The 18,629-nt window shown below is 40.1% G+C and carries 16 protein-coding genes; 9 read left to right on the top strand and 7 right to left on the bottom strand.

The features are described from left to right. Nucleotides 1-127 precede the first annotated feature (127 nt). The 3 genes from ACEYX7_RS07915 to glnD all read left to right on the top strand — a co-directional run bounded on the left by ACEYX7_RS07915 (nucleotide 128) and on the right by glnD (nucleotide 5,320). Nucleotides 128-931 (top strand): DUF3858 domain-containing protein, encoded by an 804-nt coding sequence (locus ACEYX7_RS07915; RefSeq protein WP_374900413.1) that lies wholly within the window; start codon nucleotides 128-130, stop codon nucleotides 929-931. A gap of 298 nt (nucleotides 932-1,229) precedes the next feature. Next, nucleotides 1,230-2,432: a formate-dependent phosphoribosylglycinamide formyltransferase gene (purT, locus tag ACEYX7_RS07910; RefSeq protein WP_374804742.1), complete on the top strand. Its 1,203-nt coding sequence runs from the start codon at nucleotides 1,230-1,232 to the stop codon at nucleotides 2,430-2,432. Between the two features lie 239 nt (nucleotides 2,433-2,671). Beyond that, nucleotides 2,672-5,320 carry a [protein-PII] uridylyltransferase gene (gene glnD / locus ACEYX7_RS07905; RefSeq protein WP_374804743.1) on the top strand — a complete coding sequence of 883 codons (2,649 nt, stop codon included), beginning with the start codon at nucleotides 2,672-2,674 and terminating at the stop codon, nucleotides 5,318-5,320. Nucleotides 5,321-5,440: 120 nt separating this feature from the next. Here the strand turns inward: glnD and ACEYX7_RS07900 are convergent, their stop codons facing one another. Next, nucleotides 5,441-6,118, bottom strand: coding sequence for an N-acetylmuramidase family protein (locus ACEYX7_RS07900; protein WP_374806962.1), 678 nt, complete (start codon nucleotides 6,116-6,118; stop codon nucleotides 5,441-5,443). 207 nt (nucleotides 6,119-6,325) lie between these two features. Between ACEYX7_RS07900 and ACEYX7_RS07895 the strand changes: the two genes are divergently transcribed. The 6 genes from ACEYX7_RS07895 (at nucleotide 6,326) to ACEYX7_RS07870 (ending at nucleotide 12,492) form a co-directional block, all read left to right on the top strand. Beyond that, nucleotides 6,326-6,886: a hypothetical protein gene (locus ACEYX7_RS07895; RefSeq protein ID WP_374806963.1), complete on the top strand. Its 561-nt coding sequence runs from the start codon at nucleotides 6,326-6,328 to the stop codon at nucleotides 6,884-6,886. Between the two features lie 642 nt (nucleotides 6,887-7,528). Next, nucleotides 7,529-8,749 (top strand): branched-chain amino acid ABC transporter substrate-binding protein, encoded by a 1,221-nt coding sequence (locus ACEYX7_RS07890; protein ID WP_374804746.1) that lies wholly within the window; start codon nucleotides 7,529-7,531, stop codon nucleotides 8,747-8,749. A gap of 143 nt (nucleotides 8,750-8,892) precedes the next feature. Further along, entirely contained in the window at nucleotides 8,893-9,807 is a 915-nt protein-coding gene (locus ACEYX7_RS07885) for a branched-chain amino acid ABC transporter permease (protein ID WP_374804747.1), read from the top strand. 13 nt (nucleotides 9,808-9,820) lie between these two features. Continuing rightward, nucleotides 9,821-10,963, top strand: coding sequence for an ABC transporter permease subunit (locus ACEYX7_RS07880; RefSeq protein ID WP_374806964.1), 1,143 nt, complete (start codon nucleotides 9,821-9,823; stop codon nucleotides 10,961-10,963). A 12-nt stretch (nucleotides 10,964-10,975) separates the two neighbouring features. Next, complete coding sequence (locus tag ACEYX7_RS07875; RefSeq protein ID WP_374804749.1) at nucleotides 10,976-11,770, top strand: ABC transporter ATP-binding protein; 795 nt, start codon at nucleotides 10,976-10,978, stop codon at nucleotides 11,768-11,770. Beyond that, nucleotides 11,767-12,492, top strand: coding sequence for an ABC transporter ATP-binding protein (locus ACEYX7_RS07870; RefSeq protein ID WP_465246276.1), 726 nt, complete (start codon nucleotides 11,767-11,769; stop codon nucleotides 12,490-12,492). Before ACEYX7_RS07875 ends, ACEYX7_RS07870 begins: the two co-directional genes overlap by 4 nt. A 185-nt stretch (nucleotides 12,493-12,677) precedes the next feature. Here ACEYX7_RS07870 and uvrB read toward each other — a convergent pair whose 3' ends face one another. From uvrB to ACEYX7_RS07840, 6 genes are all read right to left on the bottom strand, one after another. Next, on the bottom strand, nucleotides 12,678-14,702 hold the full coding sequence (uvrB, locus tag ACEYX7_RS07865; protein ID WP_374900415.1) for an excinuclease ABC subunit UvrB: 2,025 nt from the start codon (nucleotides 14,700-14,702) through the stop codon (nucleotides 12,678-12,680). 128 nt (nucleotides 14,703-14,830) lie between these two features. After that, complete coding sequence (locus ACEYX7_RS07860; protein WP_374804750.1) at nucleotides 14,831-15,088, bottom strand: hypothetical protein; 258 nt, start codon at nucleotides 15,086-15,088, stop codon at nucleotides 14,831-14,833. A 171-nt stretch (nucleotides 15,089-15,259) separates the two neighbouring features. Then, nucleotides 15,260-16,507 carry an FAD-dependent monooxygenase gene (locus ACEYX7_RS07855; protein ID WP_374900411.1) on the bottom strand — a complete coding sequence of 416 codons (1,248 nt, stop codon included), beginning with the start codon at nucleotides 16,505-16,507 and terminating at the stop codon, nucleotides 15,260-15,262. Next, complete coding sequence (locus ACEYX7_RS07850; protein ID WP_374804752.1) at nucleotides 16,504-17,739, bottom strand: FAD-dependent monooxygenase; 1,236 nt, start codon at nucleotides 17,737-17,739, stop codon at nucleotides 16,504-16,506. Before ACEYX7_RS07850 ends, ACEYX7_RS07855 begins: the two co-directional genes overlap by 4 nt. Nucleotides 17,740-17,820: 81 nt before the next feature. Beyond that, nucleotides 17,821-18,126 carry a hypothetical protein gene (locus tag ACEYX7_RS07845; RefSeq protein WP_374900409.1) on the bottom strand — a complete coding sequence of 102 codons (306 nt, stop codon included), beginning with the start codon at nucleotides 18,124-18,126 and terminating at the stop codon, nucleotides 17,821-17,823. Beyond that, the gene (locus tag ACEYX7_RS07840) at nucleotides 18,123-18,365 is read right to left on the bottom strand and encodes a hypothetical protein (protein ID WP_374804754.1); all 243 of its coding nucleotides are present in this window, start codon (nucleotides 18,363-18,365) and stop codon (nucleotides 18,123-18,125) included. Before ACEYX7_RS07840 ends, ACEYX7_RS07845 begins: the two co-directional genes overlap by 4 nt. Nucleotides 18,366-18,629 lie beyond the last annotated feature (264 nt).

Here is an 18,629-nt window from a genome sequence, read left to right as displayed (position 1 = left end):
TCGCTAGTATCATTTGTCGGTAGTCTTGTGAGTATGCCATAGTTATATTGTACCAATTTTATTTTTCTTTTGCTATACTTATGATTTTCCAAAGGTCGCCAGTTCTACAGCAGTTTTTGATCATGTGATGACCTACATTCCTGAATTTGATCAATATGTTGACTCGACTTTAGGTAAGGCTAGATTTGGTAGCTTGAGTGAATATGAGCTAGGCAAAATTGGTTTGTTATCAAAAGATGGTGAGAGCCGTGTGGTAACTTTACCTATGCAACAACGACAACAAACTACCCAAAGTCAAATTCATATAAAAATCAACGCAGATGGAACAGCCACAGGTAATGAATCATCCACTTATCAAGGTTTTCCAGATTTGGCAATGCGTTTTAGATTGGCAGATATTGGACAAAACTATAAATTCAAAGTCGTAGAAAGTGTGTTAACTTCAAAATTTCAAAGCGGTAGTGGCGAATATCAGCACAGTGATTTACAAGATTTATCCAAACCATTAACCACGACCATGAATTATACACTGACGGATGTTTTTGAACCTGATAATGAAGGGACATTAAAATTGCCTAACGGTGCAAACATGTATGGTATTGATGCTTACATATTATCCGACTTTGATCGCTCGAAATTGAATAATTATGCTTTTCTACCGCTTAAAGCCAATCTCGATACTGAATGGCAATATGAGTTACCTGAAAATATGACCATTGTACAAATGCCTAAAAATGTTGATTTTAGTAATCATGTCGGACATTACCAAGCACAATATCAAGCAACGGGTAATAAAATTGTTGTGAAAAGAAGCTATGAAAATCTAGCTGATACAGCATATTTATCTGCTGAGTTTTATCCCGAGATGCAGGCACTAAATAAAAAAATCAAATCAGATTTTAATAAAATGGTGACTTATAAAATGAAATAATTTTTATATTATGCTTGTTTCAAATGATCAATTCGTTGAGTAAGTCATACTCAACGAATTTTGAACATCTATATTCCAAGAAAACGATATCAAACACTCATCAGTCAAAATTCACACCGACACTACTCATATAAAAATACAATCCTTAGAGATAAATATCTACGTTAAATCAACAACCTAATCCAAAAAATCAAATTATCAGATTTTGTGAAATGGTTTTATCATCTGAAATCAATATTGATGCGATGCCTGCACTTTGTTATGATTTTGTTTTATCAGCAAATATAAGGACTATAATATGTCAGTGACTATCGGGACACCGTATCAGCAACACGCCTTTCGAGTTTTATTATTGGGTTCTGGTGAGCTGGGCAAAGAAGTGGTGATTTCATTACAACGTTTAGGTGTAGAGGTAATCGCTGCTGACCGCTATCCAGATGCACCTGCTATGCAAGTTGCCCATCGTGCATATACTTTGAGTATGAATGATGCCAACGCATTAAGAGAATTGATTGCTGATGTCAAACCACATCTCATCGTGCCTGAAATTGAAGCCATCGCCACCGAAGTATTATTAGAAATTGAAGAGCTTGGCTTGGCGACTGTTGTACCTTCTGCTCGTGCAGTCAATCTGACCATGAACCGTGAAGGTATCCGCCGTCTTGCTGCTGAAGAATTGAAATTACCGACTTCAAAATATTACTTTGCTGATAATATTGAAGATTTCCGCCAAGCCTGCCTAGAAATTGGTTTTCCAAACTTTGTGAAACCTGTGATGTCTTCTTCTGGTAAAGGACAATCACGCTTAACCGATGCCAGCCAAATCGATACCGCTTGGCAATATGCTATGAATGGTGGGCGTGTCAATCAAGGTAAAGTGATTATCGAATCACAAATTGATTTTGATTTTGAAATTACATTATTGACTGTTCGTGCCATTAATCCACAAACGGGCGAAATCGAAACGTATTTCTGTGATGCGATTGGTCACCGTCAAGTATCGGGCGATTATGTTGAAAGTTGGCAACCACAGCTTATGAGCGATGCTGCATTAAAAAATGCACAAGCTATTGCCGACAAAGTCACCACTGCATTGGGCGGATGTGGTGTGTTTGGGGTTGAATTATTTGTCAAAGGCGATGATGTGTGGTTTAGCGAAGTATCGCCACGTCCACATGATACAGGTTTGGTGACTTTGGCAAGCCAATTGCAAAGTGAATTTGAATTGCATGCTCGTGCGATTTTAGGTTTGCCAGTGGATACCAGCCGTCATAGTATCGCAGCCAGTGCGGTGATTTACGCAGGTATTGATGGTGATAATTTGACTTATAGCCATTTGGCACAAGCCTTGGCAGTACCGCACAGCGATTTGCGTTTGTTTGGCAAGCCAGAAGGTTTTGTCAAACGTCGTATGGGCGTTGCTACTGCTCGTGCCAATAGCGTGCATGAAGCCCGAGAAAATGCACAAAAAGTAGCAAAAGCCGTCGTGGTAAGTCGCTGATACGATAGATGGCTATTGTTGATTATTATAGTCAACGCCATTCTCAACTTAAAAACGTAAGGTGCTGATTTTATGACCCCCTCCCTAGCCCTCCCCCTAAGGGAGAGGGAACTCCCCTCCCTGAGAACCTGAAAAGCGATTAATGCTTTGCAAGGGTTCGCAATAGTGGTTGGGGGAGGGTGTTGAGAATGACGTTATAACCATCTCACTGATTTATTTAATTATTAATGGTAAAGCTGATGTCAATTCATTCAATCTCTTTGCAAAATTATGCTGATTTAAGCCAAAATTTATCTGTGCTGAATACTTGGCGTAATGATCTTGAAAAACAACTTGACGATAATTTGGCTGAAAAAAACATCACCATTCGTGAAAGCCTACTTTTTCGCTCGCAACAAATTGATCAAGCACTGATTTTTTTATGGCAACATGTGGGCTTAGCACATCAAAATGTCAGTCTATTTGCGGTCGGTGGTTATGGTCGTAAGGAAATGTTGCCCTATTCTGATGTAGATTTATTGATTTTATATGAAAATGAAATCGATAATGAAACCGAACAAAAAATCAGCCAATTTATTTCCCATCTTTGGGATGTGGGGCATTTCAAACCTGCGGTCAGCGTGCGTAATTTGGCAGAATGCTTTCAACAAGCCGAAGCCGATATTACCATTGCCACCAGTTTGATTGAAGCGCGTTTTATTTGTGGTTTGGAAACTTTAAAAACTTGGCCGAAAAAAATCGTCTTTTCTACTTGGAAAGATTTGAGCTTTTTTGAAGCCAAAATGCAAGAACAACAGCAACGCCATGCCCAATATCACAATACCGAAAGTTATTTAGAGCCTGATATTAAAAATTCCCCTGGTGGATTGCGTGATTTGCATCAGATTGGTTGGATTGCCAAGTTGCATTTTCGGGTACAGCGAATTTATGATTTGGTGCACTTGGGCTTTATTACCAATAATGAACTCAATCGTTTGGAACAAGCCGAAGATTTTTTATGGACTGTACGCCATCATTTACATCGCCTAAAACAACGTGATGATAATCGCTTATTATTTGATTATCAACGAGAAATCGCCAGCAGAATGGGTTATATCCAACAAGATGGTGATGCACCCAATCAGCAAATTGAACAGTTTATGCGGAAATATTACCGCACTGCACAGACTGTGGCGACCTTGAATGAATTATTATTGAGCTACTTTTTTGAAGCGGTGATTACCCCACGCGTGCAAGATTATCAACGTGAAATTATTGAAATTAATCAAAATTTTAAATTGGTAGATAATAAGCTTGCGGTACAACATCATAAAGTCTTTGCGGAAAATCCAAGTGCGATTTTAGAATTATTTGTTTTGATGGCAAATCACCCAGAAATCGAAGGCATTCGTGCCAGAACCTTGCGATTATTAATTATTGCCGCCAATAGCATTGATGATAATTTCCGCAACAATAGCGAGCATAAAGCCTTATTTATTCAAATTATGCAACACCCAGAACGCTTGTATAAGATTTTATCTTTGATGCATCGTTATGGCGTACTCAGCAAATATATTCCTGCTTTTGCCAAAATTACTGGGCTGATGCAATACGATTTATTTCATATTTATACCGTCGATGCCCATACTTTAAAATTACTCAAACATCTGAAACGCTTTGGCGATGCCGATTTTGGGCAACAATTCCCCGTGGTCAGCAATGTTTATCAGCGTATCAAACGTAAAGATTTACTCTGTATCACTGCTCTATTTCATGACATTGCCAAGGGGCGTGATGGCGATCATTGCGACTTAGGTGCGATTGATGTTTTAGCATTTTGCCGTGAGCATGGCTTGCCCGAGCGTGAATGTAAATTTGTCTCGTGGTTGGTGCAATATCATTTGCATATGTCTTTGACTGCACAGAAAAAAGACATTTCCGACCCCGATGTGGTGCAACAATTTGCCGAGCTTATGGGCGATATGGAACATTTAGATCATTTGTATTGTCTAACGGTTGCCGATATTAACTCGACCAATCCAAAGCTGTGGAATAACTGGAAAGCCTCTCTGTTACGCCAACTGTATAGCAGTGCTCGAGAAGTGATTCGCTCGGGTGTGGATCGTCCTGTGGATCATCAAAGTTTGATTGAAGATACCAAATTTGCTGCCATGGATGTGTTGGCGGATGAATTTAGCCATCACGATATTGAAAAATTATGGCAAGATTTGGGTGATGATTATTTACTCAAAGAAAATGTCGATGAAATCATTTGGCATACCCGAGCGATTTTGCAACATGAAAATAAATCCGAGCCATTGGTGTTGATTCGTGAGCAGCGTAAAACTTTACAACTGTTTATTTACAGTCCAGACCAAAAAAATCTGTTTGCCACCACGGTGGCTTGGCTAGATCGTTTGAATTTGGATGTACAGGATGCCCGTATTATCACTGCCAATACGCAATTTTCATTAGATACCTATATTGTTCAAGACCGTCTGAATAGTTTGGCGAGCGACCCTGAACGACAGCAGCAAGTCATTGATACGTTGAGAAAAGCATTATCCGAGCAGCATTATCCGCAAGCGTGTCAGCGTCGTATGCCACGCCAACTCAAGCATTTTTGTATGGATAGTCAGGTGAATTTACGTTTTAATTCGGCATTGCATCAATATATGGTGGAAATCATTACCCTTGATTGCCCAGGGTTATTGGCAAAAATTGGGGAATTTTTTATGCAACAAGGTTTGGAAATTCATTCCGCCAAAATTGCCACGCTAGGTGAACGTGCTGAAGATATTTTCTATGTCACCAAGCCCGAACAGCAATTGTTTGATGAACAAGAAAGTCGAGCATTGGTAAAAAATCTGAAGCAATTGCTTAATCAATTTACAGGGCATGATGGGTAATTTGTGTAAATTTGATGCGAAAATATTTACATCAATGATTGATAATTAATGTTTGTTTAGGTGGACATCCTTGCCTACCACAATATGAATATATTGATAGGCAAGAACACGTAAGAAACTTTATTTTTTCGTTGTGGTTGTGGTTTTTGTCGTCGTTGCAGTGGTTGCTTTTGACGTTGTTGTGGTGGATGTGGTACTGGTGGTGGTCGTGGTATTAAATTTACGATAAGCCGCAGCCAATTTTTCATCATAACGATTGGCTTTATAACCCGAACCGTTATAACCGAGTGCAAAACCCGCCCAATCCAAATTACGCATATAACCATCTAAACGATTGACTTTGATAAAACGACACATGGCATCCAATTGCCCTGCTTCATCTTTAAACATCGCATTAATAAAACTCTGTAAAGACGGATAACTGAGCGTCTTCCAATGATAACCCATCACCTGCCCTAGCCCCCAAGAGCATGATTCCAAAGCGGTTTCGCGATGATAAGCGGATGCGTCTTCCAAGCGTTTATGCTGTGCCGAAAAACTACCATAACTGCCTGTCGTCCAATTTGGGAAACATAAATCAGGGCGTTCTTTATTGGCTTTATTACGAATGGTTAATAAATTCTTTTGTGTCAAACGCTGATAAAATACGTGTCTTTCAAACAAAATCACAGGCTTATCTTCGCTATCAAAACCTGCACCTCGTGCTTCGACTTCGATGACCGCACGAAGTGTTGCCACAGGCACATTCAGATTTTTTGCTGCATTATTGATTTGTTGTAAACTTAAGATCTTGCTCATACACATACCCAAACTAAAGAATCATGTCGATTTTTGGTTGGTTATCTTGCCATGCTGACTGCTGACAATATACTGAGAATTTGTTAAAAGTTGTCCAACTTCAGCTTTGTGAGAATGATATGAGGCTTTTTATGGTTGCAAAATGCCACTTTGCACAAAAGTTTGCTTGTGTTATTTTAATTTAAATTTTTACTATGGATAATGCTGATGTTTCAATTGTCTTTTACTAATGCGTCTCGATTTAAATTAAGCCTTGTTTGTTTGCCTTTACTTGCATTAGGTCTAAGCAATGTTAGCTATGCCCAAACCAAGACACCTACTGCAACAAATACGACAAACTATTTAGAATATGCAGTCAGCGATGCAGACATCAAACAAAGTAATGCACAAATGACTGCCCAAGTGCGTCCCAATATCGTAGGACTGTGGGCAATGCCAATCATTGCCCCAGAAACAGGCAAGCAATGTGTGGAATATTATAACTTTTTATCAGACGGTCAGTTATTGGTCAAAAGTGCGGATGAATGGTCAATCGGGCGTTATGCCATCGAATTGCCTAGCTTAGATAGTAAAGCCAAACTTGCAAATATGGTGCTCGAAGTACGATACGATAACAATGAAGCTGATTGCTCGGGTAAGCGAGAAGATCAAACAGGCGAAAGACAGATGTTTTTTGCAAAACTAGATGTCGAAAAAAATCATTTGGACTTTTGTGCGGACGATATGGGGCAAGAATGTTTTGCTGGATTAAGTAAAGTTTTGCCTTAAAAAAGCACTTCTATTTAATAAAAATATTGCTAATCAATGCCAGTTTTGATTAGCAATAATATTATTCATAAAAACTATGATATAAAAAATTATTTTTTATCATTTATTTTTTTACAATTTTTTATGCGTGATTTTATGATATGTAATTCACATTTATACTTCCAAAATCATTTTTAGGGATAGAGACTTCATATTTATAAAAACACATATAATCAATAAAAATACTCATAAAAATCATAAAATTAAATCACCTACAAAAAATATCAAATTATTTTAAATGAGTCCCACACATGATAATAATTATCAATTACTTTATTAAAATGAATGAAATTTCAAAATAATTCCTTATTTTTATTTCCTACGATTTATTAAATAACCATCTATAAATTCAATTATCAACTGCAATTTAATGGATTGCAATTAATTTTTTTCTACACAATAATTCAGAGAGAGTCATGGAATTGACTTTAATGTTATAAGTTTGATGGTCATATGTAACAATACGCAATTTTTTGTTACACAGTAACGCATTATAAAATGGTCATTGCGTTGTTGATGTTATCGCACTGATGCCCACTACTTATCGACTTATATCTTACCTTTACGGTAACCCAATGAGCAGTTGTTTTTACGGAGAAACAAATGAACGCAACTTTGAAAATTTTATCGCTCAGCATGGCAATTGGATTGGCTGCATGTGGTGGTGGCAACAAAACGGAAACTGCTGCAAGTGGTGGAACATCAGCTGGCACAAGTGCAGACTGTGGTACTTTGGCGGCAGATCAGATCTGCGTAAAAATCGGTAGTGGCGAACCAAAAACTGGTGCTATTGCCCACTTAGGAAAAGATAACGAAAACGGTTCACAACTCGCTGTCAATGAAATCAATGCCAAAGGTGATTTGGTCATTGGTGGTAAAAAAGTGAAACTTGTATTGGTCGGTGAAGATGATGCAGGCGATCCAAAACAAGGTGCAACTGTTGCACAAAAATTGGTTGATGCTGGTGTGGTTGGTGTCGTTGGTCACTTAAACTCTGGTGTGTCTATTCCAGCCAACAATATTTATGCACGTGCTGGTATTGTTCAGGTTAGTCCATCTTCTACTAACCCAGATTACACATTAAAGTCTACTAAAACACCAAAAGGTAGCGTGAGTGCTTATCGTGTAGTCGCAACTGATGCATTACAAGGCCCATCTGTGGCAAAATACATGTTAAAAGTTGGTGCAAAAAATGTTGCTGTACTTGATGATGCAACACAGTATGGTAAGGGCTTAGCTGATCAAGTTGCCAAGAGTATGACTGAAGGCGGTGCTACTGTTGCTGTTCGTGAGGCTGCAACCAGTACAACAACTGACTTCAAATCAATCTTAACCAAGATCAAATCAAGTAATGCTGACTATATCTTCTGGGGTGGCATGGACGATACTGCTGCAACTTTAGTTAAGCAAATGAAAGAATTAGGTATGACGACCAAATTGGCTTCTGCTGATGGTGCTTGTACTGATAAATTTATTGAGCTTTCAGGTGAAGCAGGCAAAGGCGTCGTATGTTCACAAGCGGGTATGCCACTTGAGCAGATGGCTAAAGGTGCTGAATTCAAAACAAATTATGAAAAAGCATTTGCAGGTCAAAAAGTACAGATCTATGCTCCATTCGCTTATGACGCAGTATATACTATCGTAGAAGCAATGAAGCTTGCTAACTCAACTGACGTTGAAGCAATCGCTGCCGCAATGCCTAAAGTGAATTATCAAGGTGTAATTGGTCCAATCGCATTTGATGAGAAAGGCGACATTAAGGGTGGTGCAGTATCCATTTATGAAGTGGCCGACAAACTTAAAGTTGTTGAAGTTGTTAAATAATTGATCATTTTTAAGTATTTTATTTAAAAACTCAAAGCAGCCAAATGACCCGAGGGTTGTTTGGCTGTATCTATATTGTTTTTCGTTATCTAAGCTTAGTCAATGGGTTTTGTCTAGTGAGATAACACAAAAGGAGCGCTAGGATGAGTGCATTTGACGTATTTTTTCAACAGTTAATTAATGGACTAATCAAGGGTAGCTTGTACGCCATGATTGCCTTGGGTTACACCATGGTATATGGTATTTTGGGTATTATTAATTTCGCACATGGTGAAATTTTTATGCTTGGTGCAATGGTTGCGATGACCGTTGCAACAACGATGATTGCAGCAGGCATGTCTCCTATCGTGGCATTATTGGTTGCTGCGATTATTGCAATGGTTGCCTGTATGGTAGTGAGTTTCACAGTAGAACGTGTTGCTTATCGCCCACTTCGCCATGCCCCTAAACTTGCACCATTGATTACCGCTATTGGTGTATCGTTTATTTTACAAGCATTAGTTATGCTCATCTGGGGTCGTGAACACTTCCCTTTCCCAGAACTATTCCCTACAGGCTATATCAGCCTATTCGGTCAAGTCGGAATTACGCAACGTGAAGTCATTATCGTAGTGATCTCTTTTGTGATGATGGGTGGTTTATTCTATTTGGTGAATTTTACCAAACTTGGACGTGCCATGCGTGCAACGTCAGAAAACGTGCACGTTACTGCACTGATGGGTGTCAATCCAAACCGTGTCATTTCATCCACTTTTATGATTGGTGCAGCTTTGGCGGCAGTGGCAGGTATCTTATTTGCTGCAAACTACGGTGGTAAAGTACACTTCTTTATGGGCTTTACGCCTGGTATGAAAGCCTTTATTGCTGCTGTACTGGGTGGCATTGGTAATATCCCAGGTGCATTGGTCGGTGGTTTGGTACTTGGCATCGTTGAGTCTATGGGTGCAGGTTATATCAGTGCTGAATATGAAGATGTATTTGCTTTTGTGGTCTTGGTTGTTGTACTGATTTTCCGTCCATCGGGTCTATTAGGACAACGTACGGCTGATCGTGCATAAAAGGAATTGAATTATGGAATTTTTAACTAAGGCCAGTCCAAAAAAGTCAATCATTGGTATTTTGATTTGTTTGGCATTGATGATGGTTCTTCCATTTGTTGCCCAAGCTTTGGGTGGTATGACTTGGGTACGTATCTTTGATATGGCATTGCTCTACATCATGCTTGCTTTGGGTCTAAACATCGTAGTCGGTTTTGCAGGCTTACTTGACTTGGGTTATATCGCCTTCTATGCAGTAGGTGCTTATATTGCTGCGATGCTGACTTCTTCTCATTTGACTGATAACTTTGCTGCAATTCAAGCTATGTTTAGCAATGGCTTGCATGCACCATTTTTACTGGTGATTTTGTGTGGTGCGGTATTGGCAGCGATAGCGGGTATTTTGCTGGGTACGCCGATTCTCAAATTGCGAGGTGACTATCTTGCCCTTGTGACCTTGGGCTTTGGTGAGATTATTCGTATTTTGATGAATAACCTTGGTAAAGATGGTATGAATATCACCAATGGTCCACGTGGTATCAACAATATCGATGGTGTATCACTTTTTGGTTTTAAATTTGACCAAACCATTCATATTGCAGGTCTGACCTTGACTCGTGAATATTTGTATTACTATTTATTTATGATTCTTGCGATTGCAAGTATGGTGATTTGCTATCGTTTGCAATATTCTCGTATTGGCCGTGCTTGGATGGCTTTACGTGAAGATGATATTGCTGCACGTGCGATGGGTATTAACTTGCGTAATATTAAATTGTTAGCATTCTCTTTGGGTGCAACATTTGGTGGTGTAGCAGGTAGTATGTTTGCAGCATTCCAAGGCTTTATTTCACCAGAATCATTTTCTTTTATGGAATCGATTGCGATTTTGACTATGGTTGTACTAGGTGGTATGGGACATATTCCAGGTGTGATTTTGGGTGCGGTCATTTTGACGATCTTGCCTGAATTTCTACGTTTTACTGTAGAGCCTTTACAAAATATGGTTTTGGGCAAAGTCGTGGTAGATACCTCTATCTTACGTCAATTGATTCTTGGCTTGAGTATGGTCTTAGTGATGTTATACCGTCCAAAAGGCTTGTGGCCTACGCCAGATCGTAGTGCAGACTTACCGCCTGACACAGACGATGATGTCAAAACTAAGCCAGCAGTATAAGGAGTATGCACAATGACTACACACAACAATCATTCTGATAATCCTGTGATGCTTTCAGTTAAAGGTGTAAATAAAAGCTTTGGTGGCTTAAAAGCTTTGACTGATGTCGGTATTGAAGTCAAAAAGAATACTGTTTATGGACTGATTGGTCCAAACGGTGCTGGTAAAACCACTTTTTTTAACGTGATTACTGGACTATACGAGCCTGACTCAGGTGAGTTTGTTTTGGATGGTAAGGCATATCAACCAACAGCGGTACATGAGGTTGCAAAAGCAGGTATTGCACGTACTTTCCAAAACATCCGTTTGTTCGGTCAAATGACTGCATTAGAAAATGTCATGGTCGGTCGTCATGTTCGTACAAAAGGCAGTGTTTTGGGTTCAATCTTTGGTACCAAAGCGGTACGTGAAGAAGAGAAAGCCATTCGTGAACGTGCAATGGAGCTTTTGGAATACGTTGGAATTGGTAAATACCATAACTATATCGCCAAAAATTTATCTTACGGTCATCAACGTCGTCTAGAAATCGCACGTGCGTTGGCGACTGATCCTCGCCTACTCGCTTTGGATGAGCCCGCAGCAGGCATGAATGCCACTGAAAAAGTTGAGCTGACGCAATTGTTACGTAAAATCAGCGATGATGGTGTAACCATTCTGATCATTGAACATGATGTAAAATTGATCATGGGCTTATGTGATGAAATGACTGTTTTGGATTATGGTAAAATCTTGGTACAAGGTTTGCCTGAAGTGGTACGTAAAGACCCACGTGTGATCGAAGCTTACCTAGGAGCACAACACGCATGAATACAGCAACTCAACCATTGCTTAGCATTCGCAATTTGGAAGTAGCGTATGGTGGTATCAAAGCGGTTAAAGGCATTGATATGGACGTATTCCCAGGTGAATTGGTATCACTTATCGGTGCCAACGGTGCAGGTAAAACCACTACACTTAAAGCATTAACAGGTATCGTACCTTACAAAAATGGCGAGATCATGTTTGATGGCAAGCCAATCAAGGGTGTGCCAACATGGGAGCTGACCAAACGTGGTTTGGTGATGGTGCCTGAAGGTCGTGGTGTTTTTGCACGTATGACGATCATGGAAAATCTGCAAATGGGTGCTTTTTTGCACGACAACAAAGCGGAATATGACCGTGGTGTAGAATATGCATTTACCACATTCCCACGCTTAAAAGAGCGTGCCAATCAGCTCGCAGGAACGATGTCAGGTGGTGAACAGCAAATGCTTGCCATGGCTCGTGCATTGATGAGTCAGCCAAAATTACTGATCTTGGATGAGCCATCTATGGGTTTATCGCCAGTTTTGACTGAAGTCATTTTCCAAGTGATTGAAAAAGTATCAAATGATGGCATGACAGTGATCTTGGTTGAACAAAATGCTAACCTTGCTTTGCAAGCTGCCGATCGTGGTTATGTAATGGATTCAGGTAATATGATTTTGTCTGGTGATGCACATGTACTATTGAGTGATCCAAAAGTACAAGAAGCTTATCTCGGTGCTTAAGCCTTAATCTATAAAAAAACACTGTCTAGGCAGTGTTTTTTTATGTTTAACGTATTGTTATACCATTTACAAAAATTAAATTACCATAAAAGAGAAAAACGTTCGCACTGATGAGAACCGACTAAAGGTTCGCAAGGAAGTGTACGGTTTTCTTTGGTATGATATTTTACATAATTGGTATTAAATTATGCCATCATTTGGGCTTTTAATCTTAAGATTTCATCACGCAAACGAGAGGCTTGCTCAAACTGCAAATCCTTGGATGCTTTGAACATTTCTTTTTCCAATTTTGCCAAGTGTCTTGCAATCAATTTTGGATCGGCTAATAAATGGCGTTCATCTTCACTTAAATGGCGTGCTTGACGTGATTGTTGCTCAAATTCTGCATCGTCATCATAGACTTCACCTATGTCAATTTCTTTCACCACTTGGCGTATTGCACTGCGTGGAGTAATACCATGTAACTCATTAAATTCAATCTGTTTTTTACGGCGACGCTCAGTTTCATCAATGGCTTTTTGCATCGAATCGGTAATGCGATCGGCATATAAAATCGCCTTACCATTGATATGACGTGCCGCACGCCCAATGGTCTGAATCAGCGAACGTTCGGAACGCAAAAAGCCTTCTTTATCCGCATCCAAAATTGCGACTAAAGACACTTCAGGCATATCCAAACCTTCACGCAACAAATTGATGCCCACTAACACATCATGCACACCCGTACGCAACTCATGGATGATTTTCACCCGTTCCACCGTATCAATATCCGAGTGCAAATACGCCACTTTGATTTGATACTCTTTGAGATAACTGGTTAAATCTTCTGCCATTTTTTTGGTCAAAGTAGTGACTAAAACTCTCTCATCTTTGGCACGTCTAAGATTGATTTCGGACAATACATCATCGACTTGGGTTAAGACTGGGCGAATTTCTAATTCAGGATCGACCAAACCTGTTGGACGAACCACTTGTTCTACTACTTGCTCAGCATGTTCCAGTTCATAATTGGCTGGCGTGGCACTGACATACAACACATCAGGGATAATTCGCTCCCACTCTTCAAATTTCATTGGACGGTTATCCAAAGCACTTGGCAAACGAAAACCATAATTGACCAGATTTTCTTTGCGTGAACGATCGCCTTTGTACATCGCCCCAATTTGCGATACGGTGACGTGTGATTCATCAATAATTAATAAGCTATCCGCTGGGATATAATCAAACAAAGTTGGCGGTGCTTCACCTGATGGTCGGCCCGATAAATGCCGTGAATAGTTTTCGATACCATTACAATAGCCAAGCTGTTGAATCATTTCAAGGTCATAGCGTGTGCGTTGCTCGATACGCTGTGCTTCTACCAGTTTGTCTTCGGCTTTAAAAAACGCTAAACGTTCTGCCAATTCAGTTTTAATCGTGCCTACTGCTTTTTCTAAACTTTCTCGTGGTGTGACATAATGACTTTTTGGATAAATGGTAATACGTGGGACTTTACGAATCATTTTACCTGTCAATGGGTCAAACCAACGAATACTGTCCACTTCATCATCAAACAGTTCTACACGCACCGCATATTGCTCGGATTCAGCAGGGAAAATATCCAAAATCTCACCACGCAAACGATAGGTACCGCGAGAAAATTCGATTTCATTACGTTGATATTGCATTTCCACCAAACGATGAATCAATTCATCACGCGGAATACGGTCGCCTTGTACAATATGTAGCAACATTTGCATATAGGCTTTTGGATCACCCAAACCATAAATCGCCGACACCGATGCCACAATAATTGCATCACGGCGTTCTAATAACGCACGTGTTGCCGAAAGTCGCATTTGGTCGATATGGTCGTTAATCGCAGCATCTTTTTCAATAAAAGTATCCGAGGACGGCACATAAGCTTCGGGCTGATAGTAATCATAATAGCTGACAAAATATTCCACCGCATTATGCGGAAAAAAGGCTTTAAACTCACCATATAATTGGGCGGCTAAGGTCTTGTTATGTGCCATGATAATGGTCGGGCGTTGTAATTGGGCAATCACATTTGCCATGGTATAAGTTTTACCCGAGCCTGTTACACCCAATAACAATTGTTGTGATTTGCCATTTTTGTAGCCTTTGACTAATTTTTCAATCGCTTGCGGTTGGTCACCTGCAGGGCTATATTCGGTCACCAATCGAAAGGCTTGTGGGTCGGATTTCATCATTTTGTGCGGACTTTTGCTCGGTTTAATCATTGGTTAATGGTGTTTTTTAGATGATTTTCAAGCTTATTATTTCCATAAAAAATGCCCAGTCATACAATACTGGGCATTTTGATTAACAACTCAGATTAGTCGATTGCACTGTCATCAGTAGGCACTTGGGTGATTTTGCCACCTTGTGCCAAAAAGCGTGCGACTTCGTCTTCTAACTGCTCACGGATATGTTGTTTAGCAGTGACGGTGAGGCTTTCCGCTTGCATCAAATCTTCATCAGTCAAGCCACCTTCAGCATCATCTTCGCCACCTTTTTGTGCGGCTTTGGCTTCGTCTTCATCGACTTGGTCTTCACGATCATCATCGTCATAATCATTGTTCATGTCGGACATCTAAGATGCTCCCTAGCTACGATTTATTGCAGATTTAAAAGTTGCAATTTACCAAGCTCAAACAAATTTGGCAAAGGTTTTTTACAAAAAAACTGCTTATTTTTGGAGCAAAAGAACGCAATTTAACGATTTTTGCCCAACTGCATCAGCATCTTAAAATCAGCATGTATTTTAGGCATAACGTGTCTTGGACAATACGTCTAAGCCACTAGCTTGATGATTAAAAAAATCTACCAATTTCGGTTGCTTGGCAATAAAATTTTGTCCTGTATTACGCAATATTTGCAATGGTCGCCACTGGCTACGATGTACAAAATCAATCGCTGACATACTGTGCATCATCATGGCATTGTGCGGACGGCGTGCTTGCTCATAACGTCTTAAGGTCTGAATATTCGCCCATGCACCACGCTGCTTATCATTAAGCAAAGCATCAACCAAGATCGCTACATCTAAGCAACCAATATTCACCCCTTGCCCTGCCAAAGGATGAATCACATGTGCCGCATCACCCAATAACACTAAGCCATCTTTGACATAATGTTCGGCATGGCGTGCGATTAATGGAAAGCTTGCTGGCTTGGTGATTTCACTAATTTCACCCAGCATATAATGACTGGCTTTTTGCAATTGCTGTTGGAATTCCGCTACAGGTAATGCCATATATTGTTCCGCTAAATCACTCGGCATAGTCCACACAATCGATTGCCAATGTCCTTGTTGTGCATCATCAACATCTGCCATCGGCAACAATGCCAAAGGTCCTGTAGGCAAGAAAATTTGTCTTGCGGTATGTTGATGCGGTTGTTCGGTCCGAATGGCACAGCTAATCGCGGTTTGTTGATAATCTAAACGCTCAATTTGCATGCCGACTTGCTGACGTACAAAGGAATTTGCCCCATCGGCAGCAATCAATAAATCTGTGGTATAGCGACTGCCATCGGTTAATTCGACTTGCCAAGCCTGTGGCAAACGCTCTACCCGACTGACTTTGGCTTGATATTGGCAATTGATTTTTGCATCTAAAAAAGCTTGATAGACCGCAAAACTCACCGCACTTGGCTCGACCATAGTGCCTAACCAATGTTGTGGCATCGGCACGTGTTCTGACGCTTGACCAAAAAATAATTCGGAAAAACCATCACGATTCCACACTTGCATGGCACTATAGGGTTGTTGGCGTTGTATATGTGAGGCAATGCCTGCTTGCTGTAATAGTTTTAAGGTTGCGACATTCAATGCCCAAACACGTGGATCACGTTGTTCAAGTATCTCTGCTTGTGGTGCTTTGCCAGCGTCTAAAACCAACACATCCACACCTGCTTGAGCTAATAATAATGCGGTTAAACCACCGACTAAACCACCGCCAACAATCAAGGCAGGAAAATGATTTTTTGTATTGCTATCATGTTGGCTCATACTTTTAACCCCATGGCAAAATTTGCCACCATTGGTTTGACTTTTGGAATGGCATCAAACGCCAATAAACTCATATTGCGTAACAGCTTGCTGATTGGACGTTGATGGCTAAAATTTTTCACCACTTGGTCACAAAATAAAATCACACGTTTTTGATCGTCCAAACGTTCTTGCTCGTATTGTTTGAGCATTTCTGCATTGCCGACATCTTGCTCATGTTGCACTTGATGTTGTAAATAACGTACCAACACCACCGCATCACGCAAGCATAAATTAAAACCTTGTCCTGCTACAGGATGCAATGTGTGTGCCGCATTTCCCATCAACACCACACGTCCCACCGCTTGTTTATGTGCCAAAACTTGTTGTAAATCATAACAATGGCGTTTAGCTGTTTTTTCAAACTTACCAGCACGGTGTCCATAAGTGTCTTGCAGAGCAGTTAAAAATTTTGCATCATTTTCTTCACCCAGCCACAGATGTTCTTCGCCTTTTTTGGCAATCCATACCACCGAACGACGACGGCTATTTTGTTGCTCACCATCAGATAAAGGTAATAACGCCAAAGGACCAAGCGGACTAAAACGCTCATAGCCAATATGTTGATGTGGCTTAGACGTTTGTACAGCAGTTATCATCGCCACTTGTTGATAATCCACCACATCTACGCCCACGCCCAAGGCTTGACGGCAGAATGAATCACGCCCATCACAAGCAATCAATAGGCTTGCGGTGAGATGATGCGATTGTTGATTTTTTTCATAGCTAATTTGGACGCTATGATTATCTTGGCTTAATGCAGTGACTTTTGCCCCATCAATCAAGTTAATTAACGGTTGATTGAGTACTTCTTTGAGTAAAACACGCCCAAGCCACGCATTTTCCAACACTTGCCCAAAGCTTTCCACCTGTTCTTCTTCACGCACTAGACGAGCCTTACCAAAACCACCCATTTCCGAAATATGTACTTGATGAATGGGGGTGGCGTGCTTTTGCAAATGTTGCCATAATCCTAAATCTTGATAAATCTGTACGCTACGACGTGATAGTGCGGTATTGCGTGCGTCAAAGCTAGAATGATAAGGGGCATTGATGGCATCTAAGGCAGGATATTGCACGCTTTCGATTAGAGTTGTGGCGATGTTTTGCTTGGCAAGCATCAAGGCAAGGCTTAAGCCCACCATGCCACCGCCGACAATCAGAATTTCTTGTTTTGGGTTGATTGCTGTCATGCTTAACTCACTGGATATTGTAAATCTGCAATTTCTGGTAATTGAAAAGGTGGATGCGAGGATAAGGCGACCAATACGATACTATCTTGTTGTAATATATAATATAAAATATAAAATATATTCGCTCACATATTCACCTGATGCATTATTTGAATAATCAGGAATGCCGATATGATAATGCCACAAATTGTATTGCTGTGCATATTGCACTTTTTCTCGCCAATTGGGGTCATCTTTGGGGACATTATCGGATGATTTATTGCGACCTTTTAAATTGGTTAAAGCAAACTGACTGACATGATGAATAAAAGCACGGATTTTTTCTTTGTCACGTGTAGGAAAATTTGGAAATCGTTGAGAAAATCGCTCGCCTAGTAGGACTTTCATTTATAAGCCCCTTTTAACCATTTTTCAAAACTTTCCAAATCGCCCATCACTTCTACAGGCACTTCTACACGTGGCGACTCTACTGCCACTTTCATTTCATCAAGGTCAAAATTAAATGGATTTTCTTGCAATTGATGACTGATTAATTGCATTGCCAAATTTTCCACACTCATCCCACGGGCATCAGCAATACTTTGCAAACTGACTTCGATATTTTTAGGTAAATCTAAAGTAAGCATAATTCTCTCCACAAATGATGCGTGATAATCGCCATTGTAGCACAATCTAATCTAACAACTCAGCAAAAATTACTTTCATTATCTTAAAGCACAATTAGGTTATGATCTGCTTTTATTTAGGACAATGGGAAGTTGTGCTTTAATGATTTGATAATTTTCTTTGGTCATTACTCAACTCTTTCTATAGTAGGACTTACGCAAACCTAACCGAAGGGCAACGAAGTTGCTCACAAATATAGTCATCAAGAAGCCCTTGCTTAATTT

Source organism: Hubeiibacter jixunmingi, assembly GCF_041928215.1.
In the GTDB taxonomy this organism is placed as follows: Bacteria; Pseudomonadota; Gammaproteobacteria; order Pseudomonadales; family Moraxellaceae; genus Acinetobacter.
This window is presented reverse-complemented; position numbering and strand designations above follow the sequence as displayed.

Excerpts from the sequence above, each read along its gene's own strand:
- ACEYX7_RS07875 (WP_374804749.1), top strand. The coding sequence starts at position 10,976 with ATGACTACACACAACAATCATTCTGATAATCCTGTGATGCTTTCAGTT.
- ACEYX7_RS07870 (WP_465246276.1), top strand. The coding sequence starts at position 11,767 with ATGAATACAGCAACTCAACCATTGCTTAGCATTCGCAATTTGGAAGTA.
- ACEYX7_RS07855 (WP_374900411.1), bottom strand. The coding sequence starts at position 16,507 with ATGAGCCAACATGATAGCAATACAAAAAATCATTTTCCTGCCTTGATT.
- ACEYX7_RS07885 (WP_374804747.1), top strand. The coding sequence starts at position 8,893 with ATGAGTGCATTTGACGTATTTTTTCAACAGTTAATTAATGGACTAATC.
- ACEYX7_RS07915 (WP_374900413.1), top strand. The coding sequence starts at position 128 with ATGACCTACATTCCTGAATTTGATCAATATGTTGACTCGACTTTAGGT.
- ACEYX7_RS07845 (WP_374900409.1), bottom strand. The coding sequence starts at position 18,126 with ATGAAAGTCCTACTAGGCGAGCGATTTTCTCAACGATTTCCAAATTTT.
- ACEYX7_RS07890 (WP_374804746.1), top strand. The coding sequence starts at position 7,529 with ATGAACGCAACTTTGAAAATTTTATCGCTCAGCATGGCAATTGGATTG.
- ACEYX7_RS07880 (WP_374806964.1), top strand. The coding sequence starts at position 9,821 with ATGGAATTTTTAACTAAGGCCAGTCCAAAAAAGTCAATCATTGGTATT.
- ACEYX7_RS07860 (WP_374804750.1), bottom strand. The coding sequence starts at position 15,088 with ATGTCCGACATGAACAATGATTATGACGATGATGATCGTGAAGACCAA.
- ACEYX7_RS07850 (WP_374804752.1), bottom strand. The coding sequence starts at position 17,739 with ATGACAGCAATCAACCCAAAACAAGAAATTCTGATTGTCGGCGGTGGC.
- ACEYX7_RS07840 (WP_374804754.1), bottom strand. The coding sequence starts at position 18,365 with ATGCTTACTTTAGATTTACCTAAAAATATCGAAGTCAGTTTGCAAAGT.
- ACEYX7_RS07900 (WP_374806962.1), bottom strand. The coding sequence starts at position 6,118 with ATGAGCAAGATCTTAAGTTTACAACAAATCAATAATGCAGCAAAAAAT.
- ACEYX7_RS07895 (WP_374806963.1), top strand. The coding sequence starts at position 6,326 with ATGTTTCAATTGTCTTTTACTAATGCGTCTCGATTTAAATTAAGCCTT.
- uvrB (WP_374900415.1), bottom strand. The coding sequence starts at position 14,702 with ATGAAATCCGACCCACAAGCCTTTCGATTGGTGACCGAATATAGCCCT.
- glnD (WP_374804743.1), top strand. The coding sequence starts at position 2,672 with ATGTCAATTCATTCAATCTCTTTGCAAAATTATGCTGATTTAAGCCAA.
- purT (WP_374804742.1), top strand. The coding sequence starts at position 1,230 with ATGTCAGTGACTATCGGGACACCGTATCAGCAACACGCCTTTCGAGTT.